Below are 19,789 nucleotides of genomic sequence, written 5' to 3'. Positions count from 1 at the left end.
TGACGCTTGTCAGTCTCAAAGCCCGCCGCAAGGCGGGCTTTTTCATTGTGTCGCGCTTTGCATTCGGAATCCTTCGGCCAACCTTGTGGGCCGAAGGTCGGGGGCAACTCTGGCACAATGGGTTTTTTGATGGCGCGGGCTGCATTTCGGGGGCGCCAACCCTCCGTCGCCTGCGCATGCTTTTGACCTGGAGTCGCGCATGCAACTGAATGAACTTGTCGCCAGCCTGGATCAGCTGCTGGAGCCTTGGCGGTTCAAGGACTACGCCCCGAATGGCCTGCAAGTGGAGGGGCGATCAGAGGTACGCAAAGTGGTGACCGGCGTCACCGCCTCGATGGCGCTGATCGATGAAGCCATCGCTCGCGGCGCGGATGCGTTGCTGGTGCATCACGGTTATTTCTGGAAGGGCGAGGATGCCCGGCTCACCGGTATGAAGCGGCGACGTGTTGCCAAATTGTTGCAGCACGACATCAGCTTGCTTGCCTACCACTTGCCGCTGGACGCGCATCCCGACCTGGGCAACAACGCCACGCTGGCGGCGGAGCTGGGCTTGCAGCCGCAAGGACAGACTGGCGAACAGGGCCTGTTATGGCATGGGCTTTGGCCGCAGTCTGGCACTGCCCGCAGTTTTGCCGACCATGTCGGGGCGATGCTGGGTCGTCCCGCCCAACTGTTGGGCGATGAAAATCAAAGGGTAAGCCGGGTGGCCTGGTGCACCGGCGGCGCTCAGGGTTTCTTCGAGGAGGCGATCAGTCTGGGGGTGGATGCCTTCATTACAGGCGAAGTCTCCGAGCAAAATTTTCACCTTGCCCGAGAGTGCGGCGTAGCCTTCATCGCTGCCGGACATCACGCCACCGAGCGTTTCGGCGTGCGTGCTCTGGGCGAGAAAGTTTCTCATTTGCACGGCATAAGTGTTGATTTTGTCGACGTTTTCAACCCGGTTTAGCGTAAAGCGGCGGTTCCGGGTCAATTTATTTGCATAGGCGCTTCATGTCCCTACAGTTAATCGGGTAAAATCTGGAGGTTTTAAGTTTGAGCTCGGTTTCCACGATTGAGGATGACTGTAATGAGTGAACAACAAGTCGATAAGGGGCGCCGTCGTTTCCTGACGGTTGCAACCAGCGCTGTTGGGGGTGTGGCGGCAGCCGGGGTGGCGACGCCGTTTCTGATGAGCTTCTTCCCGTCTGAGCGGGCAAAAGCCGCTGGTGCGCCTGTCGAGGTGGACATCAGCAAGCTGGAGCCGGGTCAGAAGATCAACGTTGAGTGGCGCGGCAAGCCGGTGTGGGTGTTGTCCCGCACCAAGGAGCAGATTGCCAACCTGCCCAAGAACGACCCGAAGCTGGTAGACCCGAAGTCCGAGGTCGAGCAGCAACCCAAGTACTGCCAGAACGAAGGCCGCTCCATCAAGCCCGAGCTCCTGGTGGCCGTGGGTATCTGTACCCACCTGGGCTGTTCTCCGACTTTCCGTCCCGATCTGGCTCCCGCCGATCTGGGGCCGGAATGGCTGGGCGGTTTCTACTGCCCGTGCCACGGTTCCAAGTTCGATCTGGCCGCTCGCGTGTTCAAGGGCGTTCCGGCTCCGAAGAACCTGGAAATTCCGCCGCACAAGTATCTGTCCGATACCCGCCTGCTGATTGGCGACGACAAATAAGCTGAGGGGGAAAAATGAGCAAAGGACAAAAGCTGCTGAACTGGATCGACGACCGCTTCCCGCTGTCTTCGATGCTGAAAGAGCACGTTACCGAGTATTACGCGCCGAAGAACTTCAACTTCTGGTACTTCTTTGGTTCGCTGGCCATGCTGGTTCTGGTCATCCAGATTGTCACCGGCATCTTCCTCACCATGAACTACAAGCCGGACGGCACGCTGAACGCCGCCGGCATTCCGGTGGCCTTCGCCTCCGTCGAATACATCATGCGCGATGTGGCCGGCGGCTGGATCATTCGCTACATGCACTCCACCGGCGCTTCCATGTTCTTCGTGGTGGTGTATCTGCACATGTTCCGCGGCCTGATCTACGGTTCTTACAAACAACCGCGCGAACTGGTGTGGGTATTCGGTACCCTGATCTTCCTGTGCCTGATGGCGGAAGCCTTCATGGGCTATCTGCTGCCTTGGGGCCAGATGTCCTTCTGGGGCGCGCAGGTGATCGTTAACCTGTTCGGTTCGCTGCCGGTGATCGGCCCTGATCTGTCGGTGTGGATTCGCGGCGACTACGTGGTGTCCGACGCCACGCTGAACCGCTTCTTCGCCCTGCACGTGATCGCCGTGCCGCTGGTGCTGCTGGCGCTGGTGGTGGCTCACCTGATAGCACTGCACGAAGTGGGTTCCAACAACCCGGACGGCGTCGAGATCAAGAAGCTGAAGGACGACAAGGGCATCCCGCTGGACGGCATCCCGTTCCACCCGTACTACACCGTCAAGGATATCTTCGGCGTTGCCGTGTTCCTGATCGTGTTCTCGGTGATCGTGTTCTTCCTGCCGGAAATGGGCGGATACTTCCTTGAGCATCCGAACTTCGACCAGGCCGACCCGCTTAAGACCCCGCCGCACATCGCGCCGGTATGGTACTTCACCCCGTTCTACGCGATTCTGCGCGCGATTCCGTCCTTCCTGGGCACCCAGGTATGGGGCGTGATCGGCATGGGCGCGGCGGTGGTGCTGATTGCCTTCCTGCCTTGGCTTGACCGTTCGCCGATCAAGTCCATCCGCTATCGCGGTCCGAAGTTCAAGTTCATGCTGACCCTGTTCATCATGGCCTTCATCGGTCTGGGCATCCTGGGCGCCATGCCGTCCACCAATACCCGCACCCTGATCGCGCAGATCTTCTCGTTCATCTACTTCGCCTTCTTCCTGGGCATGCCGTTCTATACCAAGAACGACGTTGGCACCGTTCCGGTGCCGACCCGCGTGACCGACACCAACGGCAAGCGTCAGCTGCAGTTTGTGGTGCTGGTGGCGGTAACGGTGATCGCAGCCTATCTGTTCGCCACCAACGTGTAAGCAAGGGGAAAGGACTCATGAAAAGCAAAATCCGTCACCTGATCGCTGCGATGGCGCTGGCCCTGCCGGTGAGTTCCACCGTGCTGGCCAATGAAGGTCCGGCGCTGGAAAAGGCTCCGATCAACATTCAGGACACTGAAAGCCTGCAACGCGGCGCGCAGATCTTCAGCAACTACTGTCTATCCTGCCATTCCGCCAGCGCCATGCGCTACAACCGTCTGACCGATATCGGCCTGTCCGAAGACCAGATCAAGGACCAGCTGCTGCCCAAGGACGGCGGCCTGACCAAGATTGGCGATCAGATGAACGTCACCATGGACAAGAAAGACGCCAAGGTATGGCTGGGTGCTGCTCCGCCGGACTTGTCCGTGATTGCCCGCTCGCGCGGCGCCGATTATCTGTATGCCTATCTGCGCGGTTTCTACCGCGATCCTACCCGCCCGACCGGCTGGAACAATCTGGTGTTCGACAAGGTTGGCATGCCGCACGTGCTGTGGGAGATGCAGGGCGAGCAGATCATGAAGACCGAGAAGAACGCCGAAGGCCATGAAGAGCACAAGCTCGAACTGGTCAAGGCGGGCACGTTGACCAAGCTGGAAAACGGCAAGGCCAATACGGTTGAATTCGACAAGCGCATGGCAGACCTGACCAACTTCCTGGTGTATGTCGGCGAGCCGGCCCAGGTGAAGCGTCATCAGGTAGGCTACATCGTGCTGATGTTCCTGGGCCTGCTGCTGCTGCCGTTGACCTACTTCCTGAAGAAGGAATACTGGAAAGACGTTCACTAAGCGCAATTTTTTTTGCAGCTGATCAAAAAGGCGGGGAATCCCGCCTTTTTCTTTGTAATCAGGCACTTGGCCGCTAGTGCTGGAAATTGCCCTGTTGAAAGTGGTAAACTGCCGCATTCAATATGTCGCAAGACCGTCCAAGGATTGACTCAAGCCATGATGACCCTCTACTCCGGAATTACCTGCCCCTTCAGCCAACGTTGTCGCATCGTGCTGTATGAAAAGGGCATGGATTTCGAAATCATCGATGTGGACATCCACAACAAGCCGGAAGATCTGGCGGTAATGAATCCGTACAACGAAGTACCGGTTCTGGTGGAGCGCGATCTGATCCTGCACGAATCCAACATCATCAACGAATACATCGACGAACGCTTCCCGCACCCGCAACTGATGCCCGCCGACCCGGTGATGCGCGCCCGCGCACGCTTGTTCCTGCACCGTTTCGAGAGCGAGCTGTTCAACCACGTCAAGGCGATGGAAGCCGGCGCTAGCGGCAAGGAAGCCACCAAGGCGCGCGAGGCCATCCGCGACGGTCTGACTACCATTGCGCCGGTATTCGCCAAGCAAAAGTTCATGCTGGGCGACGAGTTCTCCATGATCGATGTGGCCATCGCGCCGCTGATGTGGCGTCTGGAGCACTACAATATTGATCTGGGCAAGGCTTCCGCGCCCATCCTGAAGTACGCAGAACGCATCTTCCAGCGCCAGTCTTTCATCGACTCGCTGACGCCGTCCGAAAAGGCAATGCGCAAGTAAGAGGCTGCCATGAGCACCAGCACCAAGCCTTACATGATCCGCGCCCTTTATGAGTGGTGCACGGACAATGGCCACACCCCCTTTCTGGTGGTGTGGGTGGATGAGCACACCGATGTGCCGCTCGAGTTCGTGAAGAACAATGAAATTGTGCTGAACATCGCCGCGGGCGCGACACACAATTTGCGCATCGACCACGAGTGGGTGTCGTTTTCCGCCCGCTTTGGCGGCGTATCGCGCGATTTGTGGATTCCGGTGGGCAATGTGCTGTCCATCTTCGCGCGTGAAACCGGTGAAGGCATGGGGTTTGAAGTGGAGCCCGCCGCAAGCCGGTCGCAAGGGCCTGTCCTGGCTGCCGTCGAGGATGCCTCTGGGGAGGAGGGCGATGCATCGTCCGGGCACTCTCCTGAGGAGCCTCCTCCGCAGCGGCCGGGTGGGCGTCCCAGCCTGCGCATCGTCAAGTAAGCGGGGAATGTGGATAAAAAGCCGGGATGTTATCCCGGCTTTTTTGCATCTATCCGTCTCCCATGGCCGACTGCAGCGGGCAGTCATTCCTTCGGCCAACGTTCCCGGGGGGGGCGCCATCCCCGTAGGAGGCGCGCAGCCTTGATGGCGCAGCAGGCTGCGCTGGCTATAAAACATGAATGCCGACAGGGTTTTGCCGCTAAGGCATAATCATGTCCGGATCATGATTCGTGATGCGCAAAGCTGGCGGTGATCGGCGAGCGCAAGAACAGCGCAGGCGGGAGAGGGCATAGTGAAGGCAATGCGCAAAGCACTGGGGGCGACGCTGGGCGCCATCGGCATCGTATACGGCGATATTGGCACCTCGCCGCTCTATGCGTTGGACCAGATATTTTTCGGACACGGCAATACGCCGCAGGGTGTTGAGCATGTACTGGGCGGCATCTCCCTGGTGATCTGGGCACTGGCCATCATTGTGGCGTTCAAGTACGCGGCGCTGGTGTTGAGGGCCGACAATGATGGCGAGGGCGGCCTGTTTGCCCTTTATGGCCTGCTGCACGACGGAGCGCTGCGGCATGGCGGACGCTGGTTGTTGTGGGGGCTGATCCTCGGGGCGGGCTTGCTGTTCGGCGATGGCATCATTACACCGGCCATCAGCGTGCTGTCGGCGGTGGAGGGGGTGTCTGTCGCCACGCCGGAGCTGTCTCATACTGTGATTCCCATTACCTTGCTGTTGCTGACCATCCTGTTTGCCATTCAGTCGCGCGGCACGCACGAGGTGGGCAAGGTGTTCAGCCCTGTTCTCATTCTCTGGTTCATGGTCATCGCCGCGCTGGGCGCGCGTCAGATCCTGCTCGCGCCGCAAATACTCGCAGCTTTCAACCCGGTGCATGGTTTGCGTTTTCTCCTGGAGAGCGATTTTCGCGACGCCCTGCTGGCGCTGGGTGCGGTGATGCTGTGCGTGACCGGCGGCGAAGCGATGTACGCCGACATGGGGCATTTCGGCGCTTTGCCCATCCGTTTGGGCTGGTTTCTGCTGGTGTTTCCATCATTGCTGCTCAATTACTTGGGGCAGGGTGCGTATTTGCTGGCGCATGCGGGCATCAAGGGCGGGGGTAGCCTGTTTTACAGCCTGGTGCCGCATGCGGCCTTGTTTCCCATGGTAATACTGGCCACGCTGGCTACCATCATCGCTTCGCAAGCTTTGATTTCCGGCGCTTTCTCGCTGGTATCACAGGCGGTGCGTCTTGGCCTGTTTCCCCGTATTCGCATCCATCACACCCATGAGGAGCATACAGGCCAGATCTACGTCGGCTTCATCAACTGGTTGCTCTATGCCGGCTGCGTGGGGTTGGTGTTGGCTTTCGGCTCTAGCGGCGCATTGGCCTCTGCCTATGGTTTGTCCGTGTCCGGCGTGATGGTGATTACCTCGATAGCCATGGTGCCGGTGTCGCGGCTGCTGTGGCGGTGGAGTATGGGCAAGGTGGCGCTGGTGTGGGGAGGCTTGACGGTAGTGAACGCTTTGTTCCTGCTGGCCAGCACGCTCAAGTTTCTTGAGGGCGGCTATGTGCCGTTCACCATTGGCGTGCTGGTTTTTCTGGTGATGATTACCTGGCAGTGGGGGCGCAAGGCCACGTTCGACGCCTACTCCCGCAAACACACCATGAACATGCAGGAATTGGCGGAGTTGCATCGCGCCAGTGGGCATTTTGTCGATCGCAACGCCATCCTGATGATCCCCAAGCATCTGCGCCATCTGACGGACCATGCGCCAGCGCTGATGCAGCTGATTTGGGATCGTTATGGCGTGTTGCCGCGCAATCTGTTGTTTGTCACCGTCAATCATCCCGAGGTGCCGTACATTCATGGCAGCCGTTACAGGGTGACTGTTTTCGAGCAAGACAAAGAGCGCGGCAGCATTCTCAGCGTGGAGCTGAGCTTCGGTTTCATGGAGGAGCCGAATGTGGAGGCTGTGCTGGAGGAAATGGCGCAGCAGCAAGAGATTGATCTGCCGACCGACCGTCGCAAGTGGATCGTGCATGTTTCACAGGAAAACCTGCTGGCCTCGCGCAAGCTGGGCTTGCTGAAACGCCAGGGTTTCCGCTTGTTCGTCTGGCTGCGTCAGCAGTCGCAGCCTGCCTACTATTATTACGGACTGGGGGTGGGGGTGCAGCTATCCGCGGAGATCATGCCGGTAACAGTGCGTTGAGTCGCCTGCGGCCATGGATTGCCGGCCGGGCAGTGTTCAGCGGCTGAGGGTATGCGCGGTGTGATCCATCGGGTAAAGCGCCACCTGGTTCTTGCCGTTGGCTTTGGCGTAATACAGCGCCTGATCCGCCAGCTGGTACAACTGGGCGAAGTTGGCGCCGTCCTTGGGAAAACTGGCGATGCCGCAAGAAAAAGTGGTCTGAAAGTTGCCGGTCTCGGTCATCTGCAAGGTATTGGCGAAATCCGCCCGCAGGCTTTCCAGCCGCACATAGCCCTGATGGCTGTTGGCCGAAGGCAGTACCACGATGAATTCTTCGCCGCCCAGTCGGCAGACGATGTCTCCCTGCCGGCACTGATGCCGCAGCAAGGTGGCCAGCGCGCACAGCACTTTGTCGCCCACGATGTGGCCATAGCGGTCGTTAATGTGCTTGAAGTTGTCCAGGTCGATCAGCGCGAAACTCAGCGCGGTGTTTTCGCGTTGGGCGCGGCTGATCTCCCGGCGCAGCGTTTCTTCCAGATAGCGGCGGTTGTAGAGCCCGGTCAGCGGGTCGCGCAGCGCCTGTTCGCGCAGCGACTCCTGCAGCGATTCGATTTCATCGATACGGTTTTTCAGTTGCTGGTAGGCCTGATGCAGCGCCTCTTCGGCCAACCTCTGTCTGGAGATGTCGCGCAGTACCAGCATGCGCCCGCCCAGCGTCACGCCGCATTCGCGCACCGGGAACGACCGTACCTCCAGAATGGCGCGGGAACCGCGGCCGTTCAGCTCCACTTGATGTTCGCCATCCTTGTCGGCCACTTCCACCAGCGCCGGAATCGGCAGCTTCTGCCCGGTCATCACCGAGGCCGGTTTGCCGAACAGGCTGGCCGCCGCCGGGTTGATGTCCAGAATCACCTTTTGCGTATCAATGACGACAATGCCGTCCCCCATGGCATTGAAGGCATTGGCGCGGGCTATTGGCACGACATAGAGAAGGCGCAGATACAGCAGGTCGAAGGCGAACACCATCCCGGTAAGGGCAAAGCAGTGCGGCGTGGGGTCCAGCCCTTGTAGCGGGCTGTAGCCAGTCAGATAGAGGACATTGCCCACCCAGGGGATAACCGCGCCGGCCATCAGCAGCAGCGACTGTCCCCGGTAGTGGGCCGGATACAGGTGCAAGGTGCGCACCAGCAGCATCGATCCCATCACCATCATCAGATAGGAGTAGCCGGCCACCAGCACCCAGAACAAGGCGCCGTGCTCATAGACCAGCAGGTTGTAGCCGGCGGGGCTGGAATGGAAGCCGGACCAGATCAGGCTGTGGTGTTCGTTGCTGAGCGCCAGCGAGAGCGCGATGAGGGGAATGGCGAACAGCAACAGCACTGCCCGTGGCTTGAGCACCGAGTCCAGCTGGTTGTAATCCGCCGCCAGCAGCATGAACAGCACAGGCGCGCTGAGCGTGCCAAAGTATTCCGCTTTGGACCAGAACAGTTTGTCCGCCAGCAGGGTGACCGATAGCTCCATCGTGGCCGCGCCGGCCCAGACCGCCACGGCCAGCATCAGCAGCGCCAGCCAGCGCGCACCTGTCATGCGCCGGCGTTCCCAGGCCAGCATGCCTATGACGGCGGCGCAGACGGCGGCGAATCCGGAGATGGCGGCCAGCGGTGTGAAAACAAAGGGCATCGGGGTCGGGCTTGTGCGGGAATGGCTGTGATGACTATAACTTTATAGTTTAACCGCACCGGCAAGATTCACCCATCTTTTTCAGTCGATAGGTATAATGCAGTTATTCCCGAGGAGCGCTGCGAGGCTTGTCCCCAGGCTCGGGTCTTTTACAACGGCGCTCACCTGACCATATCCCGGCCTGGCCGGGAGGGCGGGTGATCCCATCCTCCCTGGCCGGCCACGCGCAAAGGAAACGCACGATGGCTGACTTCAACGACTACCACGTAGCCGACATCACTCTGGCCGATTGGGGCCGCAAGGAACTGGCGATCGCCGAAACCGAAATGCCGGGCCTGATGGCCTTGCGTGAAGAGTACGGCCATCAGAAACCTTTGCGCGGCGCGCGCATCGCCGGCTCTTTGCACATGACCATCCAGACCGGCGTGCTGATTGAAACGCTGGTGGCGCTGGGCGCCGACGTGCGCTGGGCTTCCTGCAATATCTTCTCCACCCAGGATCACGCCGCGTCCGCCATCGCTGCCGCCAACATTCCGGTGTTTGCCTTCAAGGGCGAGTCGCTGGATGAGTATTGGGAATTCTCCCACCGTATCTTTGAATGGCCGGAAGACCAACCCGCCAACATGATTCTGGACGATGGCGGCGACGCCACTTTGCTGCTGATGCTGGGTAGCAAGGCGGAGTCCGACCGCAGCGTGATCGGCCACCCGGCCAATGACGAGGAAAGCTCGCTGTTCGCCTCCATCGCGCGTCATCTGGACATCGACCCGCACTGGTATTCCAAGCGCCTGCAGCACATCAAGGGCGTGACGGAAGAAACCACCACTGGCGTGCATCGCCTGTACCAGATGCAGAAGGAAGGCCGCCTGCCGTTCCCGGCGTTCAACGTGAACGATTCGGTAACCAAATCCAAGTTCGACAACCTTTACGGTTGCCGCGAATCGCTGGTGGACGGCATCAAGCGCGCCACCGACGTGATGATCGCCGGCAAAGTGGCCGTGGTGCTGGGTTACGGCGATGTGGGCAAGGGCTGCGCGCAAAGCTTGCGTGGTCTGGGCGCTACGGTGTGGGTGACTGAAGTGGACCCGATTTGCGCCTTGCAGGCGGCCATGGAAGGCTATCGCGTGGTGCGCATGGATGATGTGGCCGATCAGGGCGACATCTTCGTCACCACCACCGGCAACGTGTCCGTGATCACCCACGACCACATGAAGAAGATGCGCAACAACGCCATCGTCTGCAACATCGGCCACTTCGACAGCGAAATCGAAGTCGCCAGCTTGCGCCAGTACCAGTGGGACAATATCAAGCCGCAGGTGGATCACATCATCTTCCCGGACGGCAAGCGCATCATCCTGCTGGCCGAAGGCCGTCTGGTGAATCTGGGTTGCGCCACCGGCCATCCCAGCTTCGTGATGTCCAACTCCTTCACCAACCAGGTGCTGGCGCAAATGGAAATCTTCCAGCACGCCGATCGCTACGGCAAGGAAGTGTACGTGCTGCCGAAGCACTTGGACGAGAAGGTAGCCCGCCTGCATCTGAAGCGCATCGGCGCCAATCTCACCGAGCTCAGCGATGAGCAAGCCGCCTATATCGGTGTGGCCAAGGCGGGTCCTTATAAGCCGGAACACTATCGTTATTGATTTTGATAACGAAATGGAAGGGCGGCCGCCTGTAGAATGGGCTGTTCTTCCGCCGGGCCCGCCCGGGACAGGCGGGCCATCACGGCGACACCTAACAAGGCGCGACAGACCGCCGGGACAAAGACCAGATGAACGATCAGAAAAAAACCTTCAGTTTCGAGTTCTTTCCGACCAAGACGGCGGAAGGCGCCGCCAAGTTGCGCACCACGCGGCAGCAGCTGGCCCAATTCAAGCCGCAGTTCTTCTCGGTGACTTTCGGCGCAGGCGGCACCACCCGCGACGGCACACTGTCCACGGTGCTGGAAATCCGCGGCGAAGGCCTCGCCGCCGCGCCGCATCTGTCCTGTATCGGCTCTACTCAGGACAATATCCGCGCCATCCTCAATGAATACCGCAATCACGGCATCCGCCACATTGTCGCCTTGCGCGGCGACATGCCGTCCGGCATGGTGGCGGCTGGTGAATTCCGCTACGCCAACGAGCTGGTGGAGTTCATCCGCAGCGAGCACGGCGATCATTTCCATATCGAAGTGGCGGCCTACCCGGAGTTCCACCCGCAGTCAAAGTCGGCCGAAGACGACATGAACAATTTCGTGCGCAAGGTGCAGTCCGGCGCCGATTCGGCCATTACGCAGTATTTCTTCAACGCCGACGCCTACTTCCGTTTCGTGGACGAGGTACAGGCGCGCGGCGTTGCCATTCCGGTGGTGCCGGGCATCATGCCCATCGCCAACTTTGGTCAGCTGTGCCGCTTCTCCGACATGTGCGGCGCGGAAGTGCCGCGCTGGCTGCGTCAACGCATGCAGGCCTATTACGACGACACGGCGTCCATCCGCGCGCTGGGTCTGGATGTGGTGACCGAGTTGTGCGACCGCTTGCTGAGCAACGGCGCGCCTGGCCTGCACTTCTATACGCTGAATCAGGCCGGTTTGGTGTCTACCATCTGTCAGCGCCTGGGCATGTAAGCCCCGCAAGTCCTGTCCTTGGCTCGGCGAGCTTGGACGAACGCCAAAGGCCGCCCCAGAGGGCGGCCTTTGGTTTTGTATGGCGTTGCGCTTTTCCCGGCTTATTGCGCGGTGATCACCCGGTTGCGGCCGGCGCTCTTGGCTTCGTACAGCGCGCGGTCGGCGTCGCTCATCAGCTGGTGCGTGGTCTGTACCGCTTTGAGCATGGCCACGCCGATGCTGATGGTGACGTAGCGGGTGCCGGTGGCTTTCTCGTGAGGAATCGCCAGATGGCGGATGGCGGCCTGTAGCCGTTCCGCAACCTGGCCGGCATGTTCGGCATCCTGGCCGGGCAGCAGCACGGCAAATTCCTCTCCGCCCACTCGCGCGGCCAGATCGCGCTCGCCGGTCAGCGTCTGATCGATGGCTTGCGCTACTTTGCGCAGGCATTCGTCGCCCGCCAGATGACCATAGGTGTCGTTGTACAGCTTGAAGTGATCGATATCGATCTGCATGACACTGAGCGGCTGGCCGCTGTGCATGGCTTCCGCATGGGCGTCGCCCAACCGCTCATCGAACAGGCGGCGATTGGCGATGCCCGTGAGGCCGTCGCTGAAGGCCATGCGCGCCAGATCGTCATTGGCGGTTTTCAGCTTTTGCTGGGTGAGGTTGAGCTCTTGCAGCTGCTGGCGGCGGATGATGGCGTTGGCCAGCATTTCACCCAGCAGACGCGCTTGTTGTTGTTCCTTCGCTTGCCAGTGCCGCTCGCGGCTCACCATATCGCAGCCGAACAGGCCCACCGGCTTTCCCATGTAGTCGATGCGCAGCATGAACAGGCTCTGCACCCGGTGTTCCTGCAATTCCTGCTGTTCCAGCCAGGCTTCTTCGGGCAACTCGTCCAGCCGATCCAGCGACAGCAGGCCATAGCGCTTGAGTTGGCCGAAGGCCCACTGACGAGCCATGAAGTTTTCGCCCAGCATGGTGGCGGTGGTGGGGATGACGCCGTGGGTGCACCACTCATGCACGGCGTTGACGCGCCAGGACTGATCAAAGCCGATCAGATAACAGCGCTCCACCTGCATGAAGTGGCCCACTTCCTCCAGCGCCATGTCGGTGGCCTGATCAATGCCGGCCAGCGGGATATTGATGAAGCGGGTGGAGGTGGCCGCCACCAGTTGCTGGAAACGCAGCAGCTGGTTGAGTTCATCGGTGCGGTTGTCCACCAGTCGCGCCAGTTGATCGCGGTGGCTGGCCAGTTCCTTTTCCACCCGCTCCTTGTCCTGCAGGTAGCGGTTGATGCTGTCGCTCATGTCGACGAAGGCGGTTTGCAGCTGGGTCAGCTCATTGCCTTGCGCTTGCTCATCCAGCGTTGGCGCGGGCAGCGGCGTGGGGCTGCCCGGCTTGAAGCGTTGCAGTGCCTCGGCCAGGCGTTTTAGCGGCGTCACCACGTACCGGCTGAAGAGCAGCCAGATCAGCGCGGCCAGGCCCAGCAGGGCCAGCAGGTATTCACCCATCGACAGCAGTACTTCGCGGCGAATGGTCTGATAGGTTTCCAGATTGGAGACATCCAGCGTCAGCGTGCCGATGTCGCCACTGGCGCTGGGCGACTGCACGTGCAGCTGAAAGTGGCGATCCACGCCGTCCTCCCTGCGTTCCGGATTGTCGTAGCGCAAGGTCTGGCCCAGTTCGGTAGAGAGCGCCACGCTTTTGACGCCCGGCAGCTGGCCGATTTGCTTGAGCTGCAATTGCATGGCTGGAATCTCCACATCCCAGGCGCTTTGCGCCAGCAAGGGCAGGTAGAGCTGGGCCACCGTGTCAGGGATGGCTTCCATGCGGTCCTGGCCGTTCTGAAAGATGACCAGCGCCTTGAGGGCGGACACGGCCATGCCGAACAGCAGGGTATAAAGCAGCAGCTGTCGCAGCAACTGGCGCGTCAGCGAGCGGAAAGCCATGTGGATTCCTGGTTGAGTAGGGGGCCAAAAGCAAAAGAATAACGATTCAGCGCGGGATTGGCGGCCTTGCTGAAGTGTTTGAAGTCGATGCCGCTGAAGTCTCCGGCAGCGAAACGCTGCAGGTAGCGCTGCGCCATGTCCGGGCTGATCAGGCTGAAAGCGGGCGCATTTTGCCGCAGGCCCTCGCCGGCGAAATCCTTGCCGTGGCGGTAATCGTACAGCATCACCAGCGACCACGCTCCCACCATGAAGTGGCCGGCCGCCAGCGCGGCGAACTTGCCGTCGCGGCGTTGCTGCATGGCGCTGGGCGAATTGTTGATGCTGCTGATCAGCACCTGCTTGCCGGCATCCTTGCCGTTGCGTTTTAGCGCGTCTTCCAGGCCGAAGGCCATCTCATCGTTGGCGGTCCAGATCAGATTGATTTCCGGATAGCGGCGCAACAGCCATTGGCCCTGTTCGAAGGCGCGCTGTTTTTCCCATTCGCCGTATACCAGTTGGGTAAGCTCAACTTGATCCCCCGCTTTTGCCAGCGCCTTGCGCGCGCCGCGTATGCGGTCGGTGGAGGCGGGGGTGGAGCTGTCGCCGGCCATCATCAGCAAATGCTTGCTGGCGCCGGGGAAGCGCCGTTGCGCTTCGTTCAGCAGCGCTTGCATGGTGAGCTCGCCGGCGCGTTCGTTGTCCGCGGCCAGCGATCCCAGCCAGAGCTTGTAGCGGGTGCGGGGCGGACCGGTTTCCGCCAGTTGGTTGGCAGTGAGATCGTTGAAGCTGATAAAAACGGGAATGCCGGCCTTGTCGGCCAATTGCAGCATGGCAGGCGCGGCCTGTTTTTCATTCACTACCATCAGGAAGTCCGGCTTGCGGCCGCGCTGGCCGATGTCGCGGGCCAATTGCACCATGCGCAAGGGGTTGCGCTCGGCGTAGAGGACTTCAAGCTGGATATCGAGGCTGGTGGCGGCGGCTTGCATGGCGCGGGTCGCGCTGAGCCAGTACGCCTCGTCGTGGCGGCCGGGAGAAATGAAAGCGACGGAAAAGGCCCAGCTGCAGGTGTGCAGCATTACTGCAACACCCGCCAGCAGAAACTGGACTGCCTGTCTGGTTTTCATGCCCTGCCCCGAGAAAACGCCCGGCCGGAGCCGGGCGGCGCTGTCGTGTTGCGTACTGCCGACTCAGATGCCCCTGAGCTGGCTGAGCGGCAGCGAGGTGGTGCGCTTGATCTCTTTCAGCACGAAGCTGGATTTCACGTCTTCCACACCTTGCTGTTGTAGCAGTTCATCCATCACAAAGCGGGAAAAGTGTTCCAGATCCTCGAAATACACTTGCAGCAGGTAGTCCATTTCACCCGTCATGGCGAAGCAGTTGATTACCTCCGGCCAGCGCTGCACGGCGTCGATGAAACTCTGCACATGCGTATTGCCGCGTTTTTCCAGCACCACGCGCACGTAGGCCTGCAGTCCCAGGCCTATCTTGGCCGGATCGAGCAGGGCCACGTACTGGCGAATGACGCCGGATTCCTCCAGTTGTTTCAGACGACGAAGACAGGGCGAGGGGGATAGCGCCACGCGTTCGGCCAACTCCACATTGGTCAGCCTGCCGTTGAGCTGTAGCTCCGACAGGATGCGCAAGTCTGTCTTATCTAGTGTAAGACTTGGCATGTTTTCTCCTCTGGTTACAGGATTTTGGGGTTTTATTTCTAGTTATTCTATTTCCGGGGAAGGTTTGCAAGATAATTGCCGGGCGATTTCCCTAGAATAAATTGCCTAGCCCGGACATTTTACACGGTGACGCCAGATCGCTGGATAATGTCGGCAAAGAAGACAAGAGGAGATGCCTGATAGCCTGTCCGGCTACCGGGCCGCAATATCCTGTCGGCCGCCAGGTCGCCAGACAAACCGGACAACCCACCGGCATGCGGACGCCCGCTGACTTGCAACTTACGGTTAGCTTACAACTGTTGTTGCGGCAAGTGTAGAGCGTGAGGCAGCAGTGCGTCCGGCGAGCGTCCCGCCGCTTCCTCAAGATTTTCTTTTTGCCAGCATCATCCGCTTTCGCACACCGTTCCGGCCCTTGCCACGACAAGGCGGCCGATCACGAGCCGCCCGCGCATCCCAAGAGGAGAAACGGATGAAAATGGAAACCCCGCTGCACAACCCGCTGTCCACCGACGGCTTTGAATTTGTCGAATACACCGCGCCCACCCAGGAAGGCATCGACAATTTGCGTCAGCTGTTCGTATCGCTTGGTTTTGTCGAGGTGGCCCGTCACCGCAGCAAGAACGTCAGCCTTTACCGTCAGGGCGATATCAATTTCATCCTTAACGGCGAACCCACCCAACCCGCCAGCGAGTTCGGCAAGACGCACGGCCCGTCCGCCTGCGCCATGGCTTGGCGCGTGAAGGATGCCGCCAAGGCCTATCAGTATGCGCTGGCGCACGGGGCCAAACCCTATGTGCGACCGATCGGCATGATGGAGTTGAATATCCCGGCGGTGGAAGGCATTGGCGGCTCGGCGCTCTATTTTGTCGATCGCTACGGCAAGGATCACAACATCTACGACGTGGATTTCCTGCCGTTGCCCGGCGTGGAGCAGTTTCCGGTGGGTGTGGGCCTGTTTGAGATAGACCACCTCACCCATAACGTCTTCCGCGGCAATATGGGCAAGTGGGCGGATTTCTACACCGGCATCGGCAACTTCCGTGAAATCCGTTACTTCGATATCGAAGGCAAGCTCACCGGCCTGGTGTCCAAGGCCATGACCAGCCCCTGCGGCAAGATCCGCATTCCCATCAACGAGTCGTCCGACGACAAGAGTCAGATTGAAGAATTCCTGCGCGAATACCATGGCGAGGGCATCCAGCACATCGCCCTGACCACGCGTGACATCTACGCCACGGTAGAAACGCTGAAGGCCGCGGGCACCCGCTTCCTCGATACGCCCGACACCTATTACGACAAGGTGGACAGCCGCGTGCAAGGCCATGGCGAAGACCTGTCCCGCCTGCGCAAGAACAGTATCCTGATCGACGGCGCGCCGGTGGAAGGCGCGGGCATCCTGCTGCAGATTTTCACTGAAACCGTGATCGGGCCGATTTTCTTCGAAATCATCCAGCGCAAGGGAAACGAAGGCTTCGGCGAGGGTAATTTCCGCGCGCTGTTCGAATCCATCGAGGAAGACCAGATCCGTCGCGGCGTTTTGAAAGCCGACTGAGCCACCATCACTGCGCGGCCGGCCAAGGCCGGTCGCCACAAGGACAAGCCATGCGCAAATGGATCAGTTTCCCGCATCGCGAAGGCACCTTCTCCCGTCAGGCTCATGCAGATCTGCCGGCCGAGGGGATATATGAACGCGAGGTGGGCCGAAGCGGTTTCTTCGGCCCGGCCACCCACCTGCATCACAAGCATCCGCCCACCGGCTGGAGCCAGTGGGAAGGCCCGCTCAAGCCGCGCGCTTTTGATCTGAACGCGTTGCCCAACGCCGGCGAGGCGCCCTGGGCCGCGCCGGTGGTGCTGCACAACAGCCAGTGCCAGTTCCGTATCTGGACTTGCGCCAAGGCCATGAGCAGCCTGTTTCGCAATGCCGACGGCGACGATGTGCTGTTCATCCACGCCGGCAGCGGCGAGCTGTTTTGCGATTACGGCCACCTGAGTTATCGCGACGGCGACTACATTCTGGTGCCGCGTTCCACGAGCTGGCGCATCGAGCCGGCCGAACCCACCACCATGCTGTTGATCGAGGCCAGCAACGGCGCTTACCAATTGCCGGACAAGGGTATCGTCGGCCCGCACGCCATTTTTGACGAGGCCATGCTGGACGTGCCGGCCATCGACGACGCCTTCCGTGCCCAGCAAACCGAAGACGAGTGGCAAGTGGTGATCAAGCGCCACAACCAGCTCAGCACGGTGACGTATCCGTTCAATCCGCTGGACGCCATCGGCTGGCACGGCAATATCGCCGTGGCGCGCATCAACTGGCGCGACATCCGTCCGCTGATGAGCCATCGCTACCACCTGCCGCCCTCGGCGCACAGCACCTTCGTGGCGGACGGCTTCGTGATCTGCACCTTTGTGCCGCGCCCGATCGAGTCCGACCCCGGCGCGTTGAAAGTGCCGTTCTATCACAGCAACGACGACTACGATGAAGTGATCTTCTACCACGCCGGGGATTTCTTCAGCCGCGACAACATCAAGCCGGGCATGATCACCTTCCATCCGGCCGGATTCCCGCACGGGCCGCACCCCAAAGCTTTCGCCAAGGCCATGAGCGACCCGAAAACCTTCACTGAAGAAGTGGCGGTGATGATAGACACCCGCTCCGCGCTGGAGCAGGGCCCGGGGCTGGCCGCAGTGGAGTGGACCGGCTATGTGGATAGCTGGAAGCCGAAAGTCTGAACAAGCCGTGCGCAGGTTGGCCGAAGGGCGGCCTGCTCAGGTCCGCGCCCGCGCCTTGACGCGGGTTGTCGGGCAAACCGGCGATGACCGGTCAATAAGGAGAACACGCACATGAAACTTGCTACCTATCGCCAGGGCGGCCGCGACGGCCAATTGATGGTGGTCAGCCGCGATCTGAGCCGCGCGGTTGCCGTCCCGCAGATCGCTCCTACCTTGCAGGCCGCGCTGGATCAATGGCGTCTTGCCGCGCCCAAGCTGGCTGAAGTCTACGCCGCGCTCAATGCCGGCCCCATGCCGGACGAAGTGGCGTTTGACCAGGCCGCCTGCCATAGCCCGCTGCCGCGCGCCTACCAGTGGGCCGATGGCAGCGCCTATCTCAATCATGTGGAGCTGGTGCGCAAGGCGCGCGGCGCGGAAGTGCCCGCCAGCTTCTACCAGGACCCGCTGATGTACCAGGGCGGTTCGGATGCCTTTCTGCCGCCGCGCGCGCCGATTCCCTTGCGCGACGAAGCCTGGGGCCTGGATTTTGAAGGCGAAGTGGCCGTCATCACCGACGACGTGCCCTTGGGGGCGGACGCCGCCGCCTGCGCCCACCATATTCGCTTGCTGATGCTGGTGAACGACGTCACCTTGCGCAACCTGATTCCGCCGGAACTGGCCAAGGGCTTCGGTTTTTTCCAGAGCAAGCCCGCTACCGCGTTTTCCCCGGTGGCGGTAACACCGGATGAGCTGGGCGACGCCTGGCGCGACGGCAAACTGCACTTGCCGCTGCGGGTGGAGTACAACGGTGAACGCTACGGCGAGCCGGATTGCGGCGTGGAAATGCAGTTCAGCTTCCCGCAACTGGTGGCGCATGTGGCCAAGACCCGCGAGCTAGCGGCCGGCTCCATCGTCGGCTCGGGCACCATTTCCAATCACGACCGCGCTACCGGTTCCTGCTGCCTGGCCGAGCAGCGCATGATCGAGATCATCGAGCAGGGCCAACCGGCCACGCCGTTCATGAAGGTGGGCGACAGCGTGGCCATCGAGATGTTCGACGCGGCGGGCCGTTCCATCTTCGGCCGCATCGAGCAACAGGTGGCCGCGCATGGCTGAGGCAGACCGGGTACTGTACGGCTACTACCGTTCCAGCGCCGCCTGGCGCGTGCGCATCGCGCTGGCTCTCAAGGGGCTGGCGTATCGGCAGCTGCCGGTCAGCCTGATCAAGGGCGAGCAGCGCTCAGGCGGCTATCTGGCGCTCAACCCGCAAGGGCTGGTGCCGGCGCTGCAAGATAAAGGACGGGTGCTGACTCAGTCGCTGGCCATTTGCGAATATCTTGATGAGGCCTATCCGGGCGGCGCGCCGCTGTTGCCGCCCGATCCGGCCGATCGCGCGCGGGCAAGGGCCATGGCCATGCTGATCGCTGCCGACGTGCATCCGCTCAACAACTTGCGTGTGCTGCAATTTCTGACCGCGGAATTGGGCGTGGGGGAAGAGGGCAAGCAGGCTTGGTACGCGCACTGGCTGCGCGAAGGGTTTGCCGCGCTGGAGCGGATGTTGGCCGAAGGCGCGGGGCGTTGCTGCCTGGGCGACGAAGTAACGCTGGCGGACATCTGCCTGGTGCCGCAGGTGTACAACGCGCGCCGCTTCAAGGTGCCGCTGGAGGATTTTCCCCTGCTGACGCGCGTCAGCGCCTGGCTGGAAAGCCTGCCGGCTTTTGCCGATACCCACCCGGACCGGCAACCGGACGCGCCGCCCGCAGACTGAGTGCCGACAAACCGCCCGCCAGAAAACGGGCGGTTTTTTCTTGGCTGGGCGGGCGGTAATTTTGGCTCGGGAGCTGATTCGGAATAATCCGGCCGCTTTTGCCGGTTTCCGAAAAATATCTTGACTCAGAGAACCTGCTCTGATTTAATGCGTGGCTCTGATGACGCGAAAGCGCAGCAGTGAGGCCAGTTAGCTCAGTTGGTAGAGCAGCGGATTGAAAATCCGCGTGTCCGTGGTT

At 60.8% G+C, this 19,789-nt stretch carries 17 protein-coding genes and 1 riboswitch; of the genes, 13 read left to right on the top strand and 4 right to left on the bottom strand.

Going from position 1 to position 19,789, the window contains the following annotated elements; all coding sequences use genetic code 11:
• Positions 1-199: 199 nt before the first annotated feature.
• The 7 genes from Q0P52_RS15625 to Q0P52_RS15595 all read left to right on the top strand — a co-directional run bounded on the left by Q0P52_RS15625 (position 200) and on the right by Q0P52_RS15595 (position 7,221).
• Positions 200-946, top strand: coding sequence for a Nif3-like dinuclear metal center hexameric protein (locus Q0P52_RS15625; protein ID WP_293764870.1), 747 nt, complete (start codon positions 200-202; stop codon positions 944-946).
• Between the two features lie 120 nt (positions 947-1,066).
• Positions 1,067-1,651, top strand: coding sequence for a ubiquinol-cytochrome c reductase iron-sulfur subunit (gene petA, locus Q0P52_RS15620; protein WP_293764869.1), 585 nt, complete (start codon positions 1,067-1,069; stop codon positions 1,649-1,651).
• 14 nt (positions 1,652-1,665) lie between these two features.
• Entirely contained in the window at positions 1,666-3,003 is a 1,338-nt protein-coding gene (locus tag Q0P52_RS15615; protein ID WP_293764868.1) for a cytochrome bc complex cytochrome b subunit, read from the top strand.
• 17 nt (positions 3,004-3,020) lie between these two features.
• Positions 3,021-3,791: a cytochrome c1 gene (locus Q0P52_RS15610; protein WP_293764867.1), complete on the top strand. Its 771-nt coding sequence runs from the start codon at positions 3,021-3,023 to the stop codon at positions 3,789-3,791.
• Positions 3,792-3,947: 156 nt separating this feature from the next.
• Positions 3,948-4,550, top strand: a complete 603-nt coding sequence (locus tag Q0P52_RS15605) for a glutathione S-transferase N-terminal domain-containing protein (RefSeq protein ID WP_293764866.1) — start codon at positions 3,948-3,950, stop codon at positions 4,548-4,550.
• A 9-nt stretch (positions 4,551-4,559) separates the two neighbouring features.
• Complete coding sequence (locus Q0P52_RS15600) at positions 4,560-5,012, top strand: ClpXP protease specificity-enhancing factor (protein WP_293764865.1); 453 nt, start codon at positions 4,560-4,562, stop codon at positions 5,010-5,012.
• Between the two features lie 301 nt (positions 5,013-5,313).
• Positions 5,314-7,221 (top strand): KUP/HAK/KT family potassium transporter, encoded by a 1,908-nt coding sequence (locus Q0P52_RS15595; protein WP_293764864.1) that lies wholly within the window; start codon positions 5,314-5,316, stop codon positions 7,219-7,221.
• Positions 7,222-7,257: 36 nt separating this feature from the next.
• On the opposite strand, the gene Q0P52_RS15590 is transcribed toward Q0P52_RS15595, so the two are convergent.
• Positions 7,258-8,880 (bottom strand): histidine kinase N-terminal 7TM domain-containing protein, encoded by a 1,623-nt coding sequence (locus Q0P52_RS15590; RefSeq protein WP_293764863.1) that lies wholly within the window; start codon positions 8,878-8,880, stop codon positions 7,258-7,260.
• 105 nt (positions 8,881-8,985) lie between these two features.
• A riboswitch (S-adenosyl-L-homocysteine riboswitch) is annotated at positions 8,986-9,050 on the top strand.
• A gap of 72 nt (positions 9,051-9,122) precedes the next feature.
• Between Q0P52_RS15590 and ahcY the strand changes: the two genes are divergently transcribed.
• A complete protein-coding gene (gene ahcY / locus Q0P52_RS15585) occupies positions 9,123-10,523 on the top strand; it encodes an adenosylhomocysteinase (RefSeq protein ID WP_293764862.1) in 1,401 nt (466 codons plus the stop codon).
• Positions 10,524-10,651: 128 nt separating this feature from the next.
• Positions 10,652-11,488, top strand: coding sequence for a methylenetetrahydrofolate reductase [NAD(P)H] (metF, locus tag Q0P52_RS15580; RefSeq protein ID WP_293764861.1), 837 nt, complete (start codon positions 10,652-10,654; stop codon positions 11,486-11,488).
• A gap of 101 nt (positions 11,489-11,589) precedes the next feature.
• Here the strand turns inward: metF and Q0P52_RS15575 are convergent, their stop codons facing one another.
• From Q0P52_RS15575 to Q0P52_RS15565, 3 genes are all read right to left on the bottom strand, one after another.
• Positions 11,590-13,419: a diguanylate cyclase gene (locus Q0P52_RS15575; RefSeq protein ID WP_293764860.1), complete on the bottom strand. Its 1,830-nt coding sequence runs from the start codon at positions 13,417-13,419 to the stop codon at positions 11,590-11,592.
• The gene (locus Q0P52_RS15570; protein WP_293764859.1) at positions 13,401-14,522 is read right to left on the bottom strand and encodes an ABC transporter substrate-binding protein; all 1,122 of its coding nucleotides are present in this window, start codon (positions 14,520-14,522) and stop codon (positions 13,401-13,403) included. Before Q0P52_RS15570 ends, Q0P52_RS15575 begins: the two co-directional genes overlap by 19 nt.
• Before the next feature lie 63 nt (positions 14,523-14,585).
• Positions 14,586-15,071: an Lrp/AsnC family transcriptional regulator gene (locus Q0P52_RS15565; RefSeq protein WP_293764858.1), complete on the bottom strand. Its 486-nt coding sequence runs from the start codon at positions 15,069-15,071 to the stop codon at positions 14,586-14,588.
• A gap of 469 nt (positions 15,072-15,540) precedes the next feature.
• Between Q0P52_RS15565 and hppD the strand changes: the two genes are divergently transcribed.
• From hppD to maiA, 4 genes are all read left to right on the top strand, one after another.
• The gene (hppD, locus tag Q0P52_RS15560; RefSeq protein WP_293764857.1) at positions 15,541-16,623 is read left to right on the top strand and encodes a 4-hydroxyphenylpyruvate dioxygenase; all 1,083 of its coding nucleotides are present in this window, start codon (positions 15,541-15,543) and stop codon (positions 16,621-16,623) included.
• A 50-nt stretch (positions 16,624-16,673) separates the two neighbouring features.
• Positions 16,674-17,804, top strand: a complete 1,131-nt coding sequence (locus tag Q0P52_RS15555; RefSeq protein ID WP_293764856.1) for a homogentisate 1,2-dioxygenase — start codon at positions 16,674-16,676, stop codon at positions 17,802-17,804.
• 111 nt (positions 17,805-17,915) lie between these two features.
• On the top strand, positions 17,916-18,899 hold the full coding sequence (locus tag Q0P52_RS15550) for a fumarylacetoacetate hydrolase family protein (protein ID WP_293764855.1): 984 nt from the start codon (positions 17,916-17,918) through the stop codon (positions 18,897-18,899).
• Entirely contained in the window at positions 18,892-19,551 is a 660-nt protein-coding gene (maiA, locus tag Q0P52_RS15545; protein WP_293764854.1) for a maleylacetoacetate isomerase, read from the top strand. Before Q0P52_RS15550 ends, maiA begins: the two co-directional genes overlap by 8 nt.
• Positions 19,552-19,789: the final 238 nt, after the last annotated feature.

The sequence above is a fragment of the uncultured Aquitalea sp. genome (assembly GCF_945957525.1).
Lineage (GTDB): Bacteria > Pseudomonadota > Gammaproteobacteria > Burkholderiales > Chromobacteriaceae > Aquitalea.
Note: the sequence above shows the minus strand (reverse complement) of the source record. Positions and strands in the feature narration are given on the sequence as shown.